Origin of the sequence: Vibrio sp. FF145, assembly GCF_041439075.1 — a bacterium.
Classification (GTDB): Bacteria; Pseudomonadota; Gammaproteobacteria; order Enterobacterales; family Vibrionaceae; genus Vibrio; species Vibrio tasmaniensis_A.
Genome location: NZ_JBGONH010000083.1, coordinates 1 through 11801 on the forward strand (window position 1 = coordinate 1; position 11801 = coordinate 11801).

At 45.0% G+C, this 11801-nt stretch carries 10 protein-coding genes and 1 pseudogene; 7 read left to right on the plus strand and 4 right to left on the minus strand.

Features of this window, described 5'->3' with window-relative positions:
• Positions 1 to 99: 99 nt before the first annotated feature.
• The gene (locus tag ACED42_RS20810) at positions 100 to 282 is read right to left on the minus strand and encodes a hypothetical protein (protein WP_371703975.1); all 183 of its coding nucleotides are present in this window, start codon (positions 280 to 282) and stop codon (positions 100 to 102) included.
• An 83-nt stretch (positions 283 to 365) separates the two neighbouring features.
• On the opposite strand from ACED42_RS20810, the gene hppD reads away from it, so the two are divergent.
• The 4 genes from hppD to maiA are packed head-to-tail and all read left to right on the plus strand — an operon-like array spanning position 366 to position 4380.
• Positions 366 to 1439: a 4-hydroxyphenylpyruvate dioxygenase gene (gene hppD, locus ACED42_RS20815; RefSeq protein WP_371703977.1), complete on the plus strand. Its 1074-nt coding sequence runs from the start codon at positions 366 to 368 to the stop codon at positions 1437 to 1439.
• Positions 1432 to 2607, plus strand: a complete 1176-nt coding sequence (locus tag ACED42_RS20820) for a homogentisate 1,2-dioxygenase (RefSeq protein ID WP_269335310.1) — start codon at positions 1432 to 1434, stop codon at positions 2605 to 2607. Before hppD ends, ACED42_RS20820 begins: the two co-directional genes overlap by 8 nt.
• A 9-nt stretch (positions 2608 to 2616) precedes the next feature.
• A complete protein-coding gene (locus tag ACED42_RS20825; RefSeq protein WP_371703979.1) occupies positions 2617 to 3654 on the plus strand; it encodes a fumarylacetoacetate hydrolase family protein in 1038 nt (345 codons plus the stop codon).
• A 21-nt stretch (positions 3655 to 3675) separates the two neighbouring features.
• Complete coding sequence (maiA, locus tag ACED42_RS20830; protein ID WP_371703980.1) at positions 3676 to 4380, plus strand: maleylacetoacetate isomerase; 705 nt, start codon at positions 3676 to 3678, stop codon at positions 4378 to 4380.
• A gap of 235 nt (positions 4381 to 4615) precedes the next feature.
• Here the strand turns inward: maiA and ACED42_RS20835 are convergent, their stop codons facing one another.
• Complete coding sequence (locus tag ACED42_RS20835) at positions 4616 to 5545, minus strand: carbamate kinase (RefSeq protein WP_371703982.1); 930 nt, start codon at positions 5543 to 5545, stop codon at positions 4616 to 4618.
• 527 nt (positions 5546 to 6072) lie between these two features.
• Complete coding sequence (locus tag ACED42_RS20840; protein ID WP_371703984.1) at positions 6073 to 8076, minus strand: acetoacetate--CoA ligase; 2004 nt, start codon at positions 8074 to 8076, stop codon at positions 6073 to 6075.
• A 199-nt stretch (positions 8077 to 8275) separates the two neighbouring features.
• Here ACED42_RS20840 and phhA point away from each other — a divergent pair, with 199 nt between their 5' ends.
• The 3 genes from phhA (at position 8276) to ACED42_RS20855 (ending at position 10643) form a co-directional block, all read left to right on the plus strand.
• On the plus strand, positions 8276 to 9070 hold the full coding sequence (gene phhA / locus ACED42_RS20845) for a phenylalanine 4-monooxygenase (RefSeq protein WP_017102224.1): 795 nt from the start codon (positions 8276 to 8278) through the stop codon (positions 9068 to 9070).
• On the plus strand, positions 9060 to 9398 hold the full coding sequence (locus ACED42_RS20850; protein WP_041473194.1) for a 4a-hydroxytetrahydrobiopterin dehydratase: 339 nt from the start codon (positions 9060 to 9062) through the stop codon (positions 9396 to 9398). The genes phhA and ACED42_RS20850 overlap by 11 nt, the downstream gene beginning before the upstream one ends.
• A 144-nt stretch (positions 9399 to 9542) precedes the next feature.
• Positions 9543 to 10643: a Fic family protein gene (locus ACED42_RS20855; RefSeq protein WP_371703986.1), complete on the plus strand. Its 1101-nt coding sequence runs from the start codon at positions 9543 to 9545 to the stop codon at positions 10641 to 10643.
• 203 nt (positions 10644 to 10846) lie between these two features.
• Here ACED42_RS20855 and ACED42_RS20860 read toward each other — a convergent pair.
• Positions 10847 to 11801: pseudogene (locus tag ACED42_RS20860) on the minus strand (hypothetical protein); the annotation flags it as partial.

An 11801-nucleotide genomic window follows, 5' to 3' on the forward strand; every position in this document is an offset into this window, starting at 1 on the left:
CATCTGTAGGATCGTTCAACTGATCAGGAAAATGCTTAAATGATCAGTGTTAGCTGACTACAGCGGCTTTTTTGCATCATCAGTCTAATGTTCGATTTATTACCTTAGCTGATAAAAGGATGCATGTAACAATTCAGTAACATCTCTTACTCTGCTGTAAATCAAACAACCATCTTTCAATCCCTTGATAGAACTCACTTTCTTGTCTTGATGATTTGTGTGTAACAAATATTTTACAAATTGACAGGGTTTCATCGTAATTGCCCATTTTCCTCCACCCATTCCATTATCTCGGCTTGTGGGCCAAATTTAATTAAGGACAAAAAATACACAACACAAAACCAATAGGTACAAGGAGAAAGTTCATGGTGGAGTCATACAACCCGCTTGGCACGGATGGATTCGAGTTTGTTGAATACACGGCCGTTGACCACAAGGGAATTGAGCAACTTAAAGCGCTGTTTGTGTCACTTGGTTTTGCTGAGATCGCCAAGCACCGCTCAAAAGAGGCTTGGCTGTATCGACAAGGTGACATCAACTTTATCGTCAATGAACAGCCTCACAGCCAAGCGGAAGCGTTCGCTAAAGTGCATGGGCCATCGGTCTGTGGCATGGCTTTTCGTGTCAATGAAGCAACCGCTGCAATGGAGCAAGCGTTTAAGGGCGGCGGTGAAGAGTACAAGACAGAAATAGGGCCGATGGAACTGAGCATTCCTGCCATTTACGGCATCGGTGAAAGCCTGCTCTATTTTGTGGATCGTTATGGCAAGCAGAGTATCTACGACGTCGACTTCCGATTCTATGACGATGCGGTACAGCGCATGGCCGAAGCCAATGTTGGTTTGTATGAAATCGACCACCTCACGCACAACGTTAAGCAAGGCAATATGGATGTGTGGTCTGGGTTCTATGAGCGTCTTGGTAACTTCCGCGAGATTCGTTACTTCGACATTGAAGGCAAGCTGACAGGCCTTGTGAGCCGCGCCATGACCTCACCGTGTGGCAAAATCCGTATCCCTATCAATGAGTCTTCCGACGACAAATCACAAATCGAAGAGTTTATTCGCGAATACAACGGCGAAGGTATCCAACACATCGCACTCGCAACGGATGACATCTACAAAACCGTGAAGACTCTGCGTGATCGCGGTATGGACTTTATGCCAACCCCTGATACCTACTATGAGAAAGTTGACGATCGTGTGAAAGGCCACGGGGAAGACACTGATTTGCTGCGCGACCTGCGTGTTCTGATTGATGGCGCGCCGACCAAAGACGGCATCTTGCTGCAAATTTTCACACAGACGGTAATTGGGCCTGTGTTCTTTGAAATCATTCAGCGCAAAGGCAATGAAGGCTTTGGCGAAGGTAACTTCAAGGCGCTGTTTGAATCGATTGAAGAGGACCAGATTCGTCGAGGAGTATTAGACGATGCATAAATGGATCTCGTTTCCTCATCGGGAAGGGGTGTGCTCTAAACAAGCGCACGCCGATTTTCCCGAAGAGGCAATCTATGAGCGAGAGGCGGGTCGAAGTGGTTTCTTCGGCCCTGCTGCTCACTTTCATCACCAACATGCCCCAACAGGTTGGTCGGAGTGGGAGGGCGATTTACGTCCTCGCGCTTTTGATTTTACGCTGGTGGAAAAAGCCAGCCAGATAACCCCTTGGGCGGTGCCTCATCTTTTGCACAATGCGGACTGCAAAATTCGTGTGTGGCGAATGGATGAGAAGATGGATTTCTTGGTGCGTAACTCCGATGGCGATGAGCTGCTGTTCATTCATCAAGGCAGCGCCGATCTCTATTGTGACTATGGTCATCTAGCGGTGAGTGAAGGGGATTACGTGATGATCCCGCGCTCGACCAACTGGCGTTTAGAGCCAAGCGAGCCGATGTTTATCTTGATGATTGAGAACACAGACGCGGCTTACTCCTTGCCAGAGAAAGGCATGGTCGGTAATCACGCGGTGTTTGATCCTGCGGTGCTCGACATTCCTTCAATCAATGATCAATTTCGCGATCAGTATTCTGAAAACCAGACTCAGGTTCAGGTGAAGCGCCACGACAAAGTCAGCGTGATCACCTATCCGTTCAATCCATTGGATGCAATTGGCTGGCATGGCGACTTAGCGGTGGTGAAAGTGAATTGGCGCGATATCAGACCGCTGATGTCACATCGCTACCACTTGCCACCATCTGCGCATACGACGTTTGTTGGCGCAGGCTTTGTAGTGTGCACCTTTGTACCACGCCCGATTGAGAGCGACCCCGGTGCATTGAAAGTGCCGTTTTACCATAACAATGACGACTACGACGAAGTACTCTTCTATCACGCTGGTGACTTTTTTAGCCGTGACAATATTGAAGCGGGCATGGTGACTTTCCATCCAGCAGGCTTCACTCATGGACCTCACCCTAAAGCCTTTAAGGCAGGTCAGGCGCATAAGAAGAAGTTTACCGACGAAGTGGCGGTGATGATCGATACTCGCCACGCGCTGCAGTTCTCTGATGAACTCGATAGCGTTGAGAACAAAGAATATGTCTACAGTTGGCAAGACACGGGTTTGCAAGAGACAGGTTCTCAAACCATGGCTGACGATAAGAAGTAAGGGACAAGGATGAAATTAGCAACCAAGAAAAATGGCACTCGCGACGGTCTATTGATGGTCGTAAGTAAAGATCTTAAACAATGTGTAGCTGCCACCGAAATTTTCCATGCGATGCATCTAGCGCCAACCATGCAGGTAGCATTGGATAACTGGGACAGCGTGGCTTCTCAGTTAGAAGAGTTATACACCTCGTTAAACAACGGGCATGTGACAGGCTGTGAAGTGTTTGCACCTCAGTATTGTGAATCGCCTCTGCCACGTGCTTATCAATGGGCTGATGGCAGCGCTTATGTAAACCACGTTGAATTGGTGCGTAAAGCACGTGGTGCTGAAATGCCAGAAAGCTTCTGGGTCGATCCATTAATGTATCAAGGCGGCTCAGACGCGTTTATCGGCCCTCGTGACAACATCGAATTTGCCAGCGACGAATGGGGCATCGATTTCGAAGGTGAGGTCGCGATTGTGACCGGTGACGTGCCAATGGGTGCAAGTGCTAAACAGGCGCACGAGTCGATTCGATTACTGATGTTGGTGAACGATGTGTCGCTGCGCGGCTTGATTCCGGCTGAGCTCGCGAAAGGCTTTGGCTTCTTCCAGTCTAAACCGTCTTCGGCGTTCTCTCCGGTCGCAGTCACACCTGACGAGCTTGGTGAACAGTGGAAAGGCAGCAAGGTGCATTTACCGCTGATATCGACCTACAACGACCAGCCTTTTGGTTGTCCGAATGCCGGAATAGATATGACTTTCAACTTTGCAGAGCTAGTGGTGCATGCCGCGAAGACTCGCCCATTGTCAGCAGGTGCAATCATTGGCTCTGGCACGGTTTCCAATAAGCAAGGCACTGACCATGGCACCTCAATTACCGAGGGCGGTGTGGGTTATTCATGCATAGCTGAAGTTCGCATGATAGAGACGATTCGCGATGGTAAGCCTTCGACTCAATTCATGTCGTTTGGTGACTCGATCAAGCTTGAGATGTTCGATGTGGCGGGTAATTCTATTTTTGGCGCGATAGACCAAAAAGTGAGCCAGTATCGGGCGTTATAATCTACGTAATAGGATTTCAGTATGAGCGAGAGCATCGTGAACAAGAACATTATACTTTACGGTTACTGGCGCTCATCTGCAGCCTATCGAGTGCGTATCGGATTGAACCTAAAACAGCTAAACTATGAGTCGAAATCGGTGCATTTGGTGCGTAATGGCGGCGAGCAGCATGAACCACAATATCGCGAACTCAATGCCAGTGAGTTAGTGCCTGTGCTGGTGGATGGTGACGTTCAACTCAATCAGTCGCTGACGATTTTGCAATACTTGGACGAAAGCTATTTGTGTGAGAGCAGCCCAAACACCTTGTTGATTCCAGAGCAAACACCACTGCGCTATCAAGCGTTGGCAATGGCTCAGGATATCGCGATGGAAATTCATCCTCTGAATAACCTGCGTGTGCTGCAGTATTTGGAGCGGGAATTGTCGTGCGAGCAAGAGGTAAAAATGGATTGGCTTCACTATTGGATGAGTCAAGGCTTCAGTGCACTAGAAGAGAAGTTAGCGAAGCACAGGAAAGCACATGGCGACTCGGTGTATAGCTTCTCGGGTTCTCCCTGTATTGTCGATATCTGCTTGGTGCCGCAGGTGTATAACGCGCTGCGCTTTGGCGTTGATATGTCGCCTTATCCGCTAATTAATTCGATTGTCGAAGCGTGTAATCAGTTGCCCGCTTTTATCGATGCGATGCCAGAGAACCAAGCGGATGCGAATGCACCGATGTGAACGTATTGAATTGTTTTTTAATGAACTGGAAACATTATTTGGATGAAGTCTCGTTATAATTACGCTTTGGTATATTTAAATATATTATTTATTCATTATTTTCAGGTTTAATTTCCAATTTTATGAATATTTATCTCATCTAGCATTAAACGGTCCTAATAAAATAAGCCTCATTATAATTAAATAAGAGGCTTGTAATAGATTTTATATTAGTAGTATTTATTGCTCGATAATATTAGTAATAAACAATACCTTCGCCTTTCGTTATCAGAGTGCCAGCTTCATTGGTGATTATTTTATCTAAATCAAATAATGAACCAATCGCCGCATTACCCAAGCCAGCTTCAACGAATTTACAAACGGCATCAATTTTTGGTCCCATAGAACCGGCAGGGAATGAAAATTCTGCTAAACCAGCAGGCGTTGCTTGCTTCATTTCTGCTTGGTCTTCTTTACCATAGTTACGGAAAATCGAACCATCGGTTAAGATAATAAATAAGTCGGCATGGATTTTTTCAGCGAGTAGTTCGGCCGTAAGATCTTTGTCAATGACGCACTCTACGCCAGTACTCTTACCCTGTTCAATACTCACGGGAACACCGCCGCCGCCACAAGCGATAACAAGATTTTCTGTATCTAGAAGAGTTTCAATTTGCTGAATTTCAACAATGCTTTTTGGCATAGGAGAAGGCACAACGCGTCGGTAGTACTCGCCATCAGCTTTAAACTGCATTGTGCTTTGAGCCATTAACTCTTTAGCTCGTTGCTCTGTATATACAGGGCCAACAAATTTAGTCGGGTTAGTAAACGCAGGGTCTTTTTTGCATACTTCAGTTTGCGTGACTAGCGTCGCTACGTCTAATTCAGGGTCAATGTTTCTGAGCTCTTGTTGTAACATGTAGCCCACCATGCCACAGGTTTGAGAGCCGAGTACATCCATTGGGTATGGTGTCGTCTCTGGCGAATATTCGCTATAAGCCGCGTTTTGTTCCATCAACAAACCTACTTGTGGGCCATTACCATGAACGATAACAATTTCATGCTCGCGTGCTATCGCAGCAATACTCGCCGCTGATTTGATTATATTTTCACGTTGGTTCTCAGCCGTTAATGCTTGGCCTCTTGCTAAAAGAGCGTTACCGCCTAAAGCTAATACTATGCGCATGATAATGTCTCCGATCATTTAATAATGATTTTATTTATTTTACGTAGGGATTAACCGCTTGTTTCTAATTAAATTCAAGCTTATTAATAGGAGTGACTAGTTTTTTTAATTACTCTTAAGTAATTAACATGCCGAGATAGTATGGGAAAATAACTGTTCTAAATGTGATAGCTATCAAATTATCATTTCACTAGAAATGGAGCTGTGGAAACGGGAGTTATTGTAATTCGATTAAATATCCATAAGCTTGGATACAATCCAGTAGTGGACTCTTTTTTTGTATAAATGATTCGTCTTTAGTGAATATTATCTCTGGCTATAAAATGATTAATTTTCAAATTTTGTTTTAAATATGACGTTCAGATCGCATTAAGATCTTTAGAAAAGGCACGAAGCCAAACAGATGAGAGGGTTCATGAGCTCAAAGAGTGGCTTCGATTTAGTTTTCAATCGGCTGCCTTTACTCTAGATGTTATCTGACAGCCAAGTGAAAATTGGAGATAGTTAGCCACTTTCTAAGGCTAAAGCTAAAGCGAAACAACGCGCTTTATTTCTTCCAAAACCTCGGCGTTAGCAATTGCCCCGAGGTTTTCTACATCCTTACCATTTACAACCTGTTTCACCGCCAATTCCACCAACTTGCCTGAGCGTGTTTTTGGCACATCGCTGATCGCAAATATCTGGCTTGGCACATGCCTTGGTGAGCAAGATGATTTGAGTTTACTTTTGATGGCTGTCAGTAACGTTTCATCTAGACTCACATCTTGCTGCAGTTGGACAAACAGCCATATCTGCTCGTTGCGGTCGATGTCTTTGCCGACGGCTATCGAATCCACAATGCCTTCAATAGTGTTCACTTGCTGGTAGATCTCGGCAGTACCAATTCGCACACCACCAGGGTTGAGTGTGGTGTCGCCTCGCCCGTAGAACAGATAGCCACCATGAACGCTCTGTGCGACTTCATCGCCGTGATGCCACACATTATCGAACCTATCCCAATAGGTGCTGTGATAGCGCTCTCCGGTGTCATTCCAGAAGCCAACAGGGAAGTTGGGTAGGGAGTTGGTACACACCAGTTCGCCACGTTCATGATTAACCTTGTGACCAGACGAATTGAACACCTTGATGTCGACGCCGAGCCCTGCCTGTTGGCACTCACCACGATACACCGGCGAGATAGGGTTGCCTAAAACAAAGCAGCCACAAATATCCGTGCCGCCAGAAATAGACGCCAAATGTAGGTCTTGCTTGATGTGTTTGTAGACGTAATCGAATTGCTCAGGGTAGAGCACTGAACCCGTCGAGCACAGTGTTCTTAAGTGGGGAAGAGAGTGGCTGTCGATCGGTGAGAGTTCCGCTTTCTCAATCGCTTCTAGGTACTTGGCTGAGGTGCCAAATGTCGATACATCAGCTCGCTGCGCTAAATCCCACAGAACGCTAGGTTGCGGATAAACCGGGCTACCATCAAAGATCACCAAACAAGCACCGCTGGCGAGCGCAGAGACGTGCCAGTTCCACATCATCCAACCACAAGTGGTGTAGTAGAACACGCGATCTCTCGGTTTAATATCGCAATGAAGCTGATGCTCTTTTAGGTGGTTGATGATGGTGCCGCCAACAGAATGCACAATACATTTTGGCTTGCCGGTGGTGCCAGAAGAGTAGAGTACAAACAGAGGTTCATTGAAGCCGACACGAGTAAATCGAAGAGTTTTTGGTTGATACTGATTGATGATGCTGTGCCAGTTTTGGAGTGACACGTCATGCTCAAAATCATTGTTCTTTAAATAGCCGATCTGACACACCTGTTTTAATTCGTTTAAGTGTTCGATGATTTCACGGTTTTTGTCCGTCATATCGAACGTCTTGCCATTGAAGGTGTAGCCGTCACAGGTGAAAAGCACCTTAGGTTTCACTTGGCCAAAGCGCTCAATCACGCTCTCGACGCCAAAATCAGGCGAGGTCGATGTCCAAATCGCCCCTAAGCTGGTGGTTGCCAACATCGCAATCACGGTTTGAGGAAGATAAGGGGTATAAGCGGCGACTACATCACCCTGTTGCACGCCACAATCTACGAGCCATTGTTGAACGTTAGATACTTCCTTACACAAGTTTTGCCATGTGTAGCTTTGATGCTCGCCACGCTCATTCTCAAACCAAATCGCAAGCTCGTTTGGTAACGTTTTTGATGAGTGCAGCAAGTTTTCGGCGTAGTTAACTTGAGCATTCGGAAACCACACCGCATCGCGATTCGATTTCGGCTGCTGCCAGCGACTTTCACCTAGAGTTTTGATGTGCTCGCTTTCTGCCTTGTTAATACAGTCTTGCGAACCCACCATTCCACAAAACTGCCACACGTTCTGCCAAAACGACTCCGGTTGCTCCACAGACCATTGATGAAGCTCCGTGTAGTTTTTCAATTTCCGCTCGAATATGTCTTGTTGATCGAGGTTATCCATAAATCGGGTTACGTTGGCGTGTGCGATACGCTGGTCACTGGGTTGCCAAATTGGCTTATTGCTCTCGTGCATTCCTTTACCTTTAACAAAATGTTAACGATTTCAGTCTGGTATTTAGGTTTTACAAAGTCAAAAGATCAGCAAAATAAGGGGTAGCTGGAATTGTGTAAATAAAATGTTACACGATCGCCCGTTTCGAAAAATCGTGCAAATTGGCGGATATAAGGAGTGGAGATAGGCTTAAAGTGAGACATTCGAAAGGAGGTGTGTAATGACTCAATATCATTCTAAGCCCGTGAGCCAAGAGGGATGGGTTGAGTGGAGCCTCGTAGAAGACGCCATTTGGCACGACTTAGTGAAAAGGCAACTGGACGTCATTAATGACCGCGCATGCGATGCTTATTTGCACGGTTTGACCCTGCTGGATCTGCCATTAGACAGAGTCCCTCAGCTTCCAGAGATAAACAAGGTGCTAATGGAAACAACAGGTTGGCAAGTTCAGCCTGTGCCTGCATTGATCGATTTCGACCGATTCTTTGATTTGCTCGCCAACAAGAAATTCCCAGTTGCGACATTTCTGAGAACGCGAGACGAGTTCGATTACTTACAAGAACCTGATTTCTTTCATGAAATTTTCGGCCACTGTGCCATGCTCACCAATGCCGATTTCGCGGCTTTCACTGAGCATTATGGAAAACTAGGCCAAGCCGCCACATCTAAACAGCGCGCCTATCTTGCCCGTTTGTATTGGTTTACGGTTGAGTTCGGTTTAGTAAAAGAGGGACAAAAACTGAAAATTTATGGCGGTGGTATTCTCTCGTCTCCGGCGGAAACCATGTATGCATTGGGTGGTGATTTGGCGGTTCGTGAGCGGTTCGATCTGCAAACGGTGTTAAGAACTCCTTATCGTATCGACATCATGCAGCCGAAATATTACGTGATCGACGAGCTGTCTGAGCTCTTCCAAATCAGTCAGGAAAACCTATTACAGCAAGCTGATCTCGCCATCGATGCGGGGTTGCTACCACCACTTTTTGAACCCAAGGAACCAACACATGTTGAATGAACAAAAATGCGAAGCCTGCAGTATCGAAGCGATTGCCCTAAGTAAAGATGAACAACAATCTTTACTGTTGGAGCTGTCTGACTGGCAGATCATGGAAAGAGACGGCATCCCGCAGCTTGAGAAGGTGTTTAAATTTAAGAACTACAAACAAGCATGGGCATTCAGCAATAAAGTGTCAGAACTGGCAGAAGAAGAGTTCCATCATCCTTCGATCTTATTGGAGTGGGGCAAAGTGACTGTCACTTGGTGGAGCCACTCAATCAAAGGCCTGCACAAAAATGACTTCATCTGCGCCTCACGTTGCGATGTGTTCGCGGTGAGTGAATAGACTTTTGGGTTTCGAGGAGCTGTCTTTCTTATCTCTGTGATGCGATTATCTGATTATTCAGCTCATAATGTGAGTTGAATAATTACCTTAAACAGCTCATAGTATGAGTTGAATAAGTGATACTTTCGCATCATGGGGCGTAATATGTGGATTTGGCAGCAAGATAATTGGCCAAACTTTGTTTGGGATAATCAGAAAATAGGCGTGAGGTTAAGAGAAGTACGGCTTAATCAGGGCATTCTATTGGGCAAGATTGCCTCACAGTCTGCGGATCAATCCCAAACCATGCTCGACACCTTATTAGCGAACATAGTCCATTCCAGTGCGATTGAGGGAGAAAAGCTTAATGCTTTCTCGGTCCGATCTTCTTTAGCCAATAAACTCGGTGTCAGTGAAGATCGACCTTTTCCTACGACAGAACAAACCGATGGCCTGGCTGAAATTATGTTGGATGCGGTGCAGAACCTAACAGAGCCACTAGCGCTTGATCGGATTTTACATTGGCACGATAGACTGTTTCCTCAAGGTTACACCATGTTTAACCCTGTAGTCGGAGGTCAGCTAAGAGGTGATACTCCCATGCAAGTGGTATCGGGAAGAATTGACCGTCCGACCGTACATTTTGAAGCACCTAGCCGAGACATTCTTGATGCTGAGTTAGATGCGTTTATCACATGGTTCAATGATTCACTTACCGACGCTACACTCGATCCCTTACTTAGAGCTGCGATAACCCACCTTTGGTTTATCACTTTACACCCGTTAGATGATGGTAATGGCCGTATTACTCGATTGTTGACCGACTTGGCTTTAGCACAAGCAGAGAAGCAGTCGGTACGTTTCTATGCGATGTCGGTGGGGATTCTCGCTAACCGCAAGCATTACTACGAGATATTGGAGCGAACCCAGAAAGGTGGACTCGATATTAGCGAATGGTTGATGTGGTTCTTAGATACGTTAGATGAGACGTTTACAGGCGTTTTCGCTGAGGTTGATCAAACTGTATATAAGACCAACTATTGGCGCAGCATCGACCAAACAAAGCTTACGGCAGAACAAGTAAAAGTGCTGAATAGGATGCTCGATGGTGATTTTTCAGAAGGTATCAATGCCAGCCAATATCAGAAAGTAGCAAAGGTGAGTAGTGCCACTGCAACACGTCATTTGAACTCTTTGATTGAGCATGGCTGCTTAGTCAAATCTGGTTCTGGTGGCCGAAGCACGCGCTATCTGTTGCCTGAGTAGGGTTGATACACCTACTCTCATTTCTATACTTAAAAGCTGCCAATGTTCAGACTGAGTATTGGCAGCTATTTAGGTTCATTGACCAATTAAAGTACAGGATGAAGCTACACTACTGGTCAAAGTGACTAATGTGTTTGAAGTCGATATAAATACTCTTGAGCTAAAACTTTATAGGGCTCACACAACATTAAATCTACTTTTTCTCAACTATCTAATTGTCTTTTAGATTCATGATTTTCTTCGTTTGAATCCTTTAATTGAGCTTCTAAAATTGCTTTTGACTCTTTAATTTTTTCGTCAACTTTAGCCTGCTCTCTGGCGCTTAAGTGTTTTAACAATTGGCTAACCACAGGTACATTATCTAGCTTTTTAATAGAGTCTGCTAACTTAGAACTCTTATCAATAGCGTCAATTATTGGATGATCTGAATTATTATAATCAGAAATGAGTTTGCCAGGGTTTTCACTATTCACCTGAAGTAGATTAAATAGCAGTCTAGTTCTGAGCTCACCGCTAGTATCATCTTCTCCAATGCTAGAAATTTGAGTTGATAAACCTTCAAATGTTCTACTAGAAACTTCTTTGTGCGTATATTCCTCAATTAACCTTTTACTAAGTTTATAACTTTTATTAGAGGAGTACGCGACCCAAAGTATTGGAGCGTAAAGTGGTAACATCATTGAAAACAAACTGGGCGCTTCATCAAACACTTGCGAAAAATCTTCTTTGAAGAACATTACACGAATGAGTGTGAAAGCAACTGGTATTGATGAACAAATGATTAGTCCGACAATTGCCCATTTAAAAGATGATTCGTGTTTTATAAGCTGCTCTTGTTCAACCTTAATTTTGTCTGCATAAGCGGCCGATAGACCAGCTGTCATAGCGGAAGGAAGTAGCGAAGATATTTTATCAAGAATAGCTTTCTTTTGTGATTCCGCCGTGGCAAAAAATTCTTGTTTTTGCTTATTAAAATCATCGTCGAAAGACTGTAGAGTTTTCTCTTGGTTCTCCTTAGATTTTACGACAGCAGCATTTAAATTTGATAGGTCTTCTTTGATTTTTTGATAGCTAGATTCAAGCGTCTTTTGCAACCCATCAACAGTGATCCGCACCAGAAGTTTTGGACACTGAGTTAAGTGAGTACAATCACTAACG

Bases quoted from the DNA above. Each gene is read 5' to 3' on its own strand.
- ACED42_RS20810 (WP_371703975.1), bottom strand. From the start codon at position 282: ATGGGTGGAGGAAAATGGGCAATTACGATGAAACCCTGTCAATTTGTA.
- hppD (WP_371703977.1), top strand. From the start codon at position 366: ATGGTGGAGTCATACAACCCGCTTGGCACGGATGGATTCGAGTTTGTT.
- ACED42_RS20820 (WP_269335310.1), top strand. From the start codon at position 1,432: ATGCATAAATGGATCTCGTTTCCTCATCGGGAAGGGGTGTGCTCTAAA.
- ACED42_RS20825 (WP_371703979.1), top strand. From the start codon at position 2,617: ATGAAATTAGCAACCAAGAAAAATGGCACTCGCGACGGTCTATTGATG.
- maiA (WP_371703980.1), top strand. From the start codon at position 3,676: ATGAGCGAGAGCATCGTGAACAAGAACATTATACTTTACGGTTACTGG.
- ACED42_RS20835 (WP_371703982.1), bottom strand. From the start codon at position 5,545: ATGCGCATAGTATTAGCTTTAGGCGGTAACGCTCTTTTAGCAAGAGGC.
- ACED42_RS20840 (WP_371703984.1), bottom strand. From the start codon at position 8,076: ATGCACGAGAGCAATAAGCCAATTTGGCAACCCAGTGACCAGCGTATC.
- phhA (WP_017102224.1), top strand. From the start codon at position 8,276: ATGACTCAATATCATTCTAAGCCCGTGAGCCAAGAGGGATGGGTTGAG.
- ACED42_RS20850 (WP_041473194.1), top strand. From the start codon at position 9,060: ATGTTGAATGAACAAAAATGCGAAGCCTGCAGTATCGAAGCGATTGCC.
- ACED42_RS20855 (WP_371703986.1), top strand. From the start codon at position 9,543: ATGTGGATTTGGCAGCAAGATAATTGGCCAAACTTTGTTTGGGATAAT.